Origin of the sequence: Psychrobacter sp. UBA2514 (assembly GCF_002341255.1) — a bacterium.
Classification (GTDB): Bacteria; Pseudomonadota; Gammaproteobacteria; order Pseudomonadales; family Moraxellaceae; genus Psychrobacter; species Psychrobacter pacificensis.
The window spans coordinates 21513-22451 of record NZ_DDNS01000005.1; the positions used below are offsets into that span (position 1 = coordinate 21513).

1 protein-coding gene is annotated in these 939 nt (G+C 40.7%); it reads left to right on the plus strand.

The features are described 5' to 3' along the window. Positions 1-451: 451 nt before the first annotated feature. A partial coding sequence (locus tag B3V51_RS01450) for an SDR family NAD(P)-dependent oxidoreductase (protein WP_286707842.1) occupies positions 452-939 on the plus strand: 488 nt, incomplete at its 3' end.

Genomic DNA, 939 nt, shown 5'->3' on the forward strand with positions numbered 1-939 from the left:
TTTTATAATGGTTTCACTATATATGTGGTCACTATGATAAATATAAAACGGCTTACCGCTTGTGTATAAGCTTTGTTATATAGACTGAGCCTCTATCCAAGTGAGCCTTTCAACTAAATGTCTATTTTTTTGCCGCGTCTTTACACCTTTCTAAATCACTCAATATCTCATACCGTCTGTCTCAGACGGTGATCGTTTTATTAATTAAGATTTTCTCAATATCCTTTTAGCTTGGTACTTATCAATGATAATAAGTATCATAACTGCAGCTTTAAATTACCAAACATTAACCGAGTAATATTTCAAAAAATGCATTTGGGTATTATGATGACTGCTAGCAAGACTATGAGGCGTACATCCTAAAATAGCATTATAAAAATACTGATGCCAACGTCATAGGATTGCTGTAATAACAATAAACAATACCTCAAAAGAACAAAGGATACAGATTATGACAGACCAAATCGACAACATGATGCCACCTGCTGAATATATCAATGATAACTATAAAGGCTCAGGAAAACTGGCTGATAAGCGCGTTTTAATCACTGGCGGAGACAGTGGTATCGGTCGCGCAGTGGCTTTTCATATGGCACGTGAAGGCGCCAAAGTTGCCATCCTTTATCACTCTGACGAAGAGAGCGCCAATGAGACGCGTAAAGGTATTGAAGCAGAAGGCACAGACGCGCTGGTACTGCAGGGTGATACGGCAGATAGCAGTAGTTGCAAAGAGGCAGTCGAAGCGGTCGTGGCACAATGGGGCGGCATTGATGTGCTAGTCAATAACGCTGGTATGCAAAAGCCGTATCATGATTTGTCTGAAGTCAGTGATAAAGACTGGCAACAGCATTTCGATGTCAATATGGCAGGAATGTTTTATGCAACCCGCGCCGCCCTTGAGCACATGAAAGAAGGCGATAGCATCATCAATACGACATC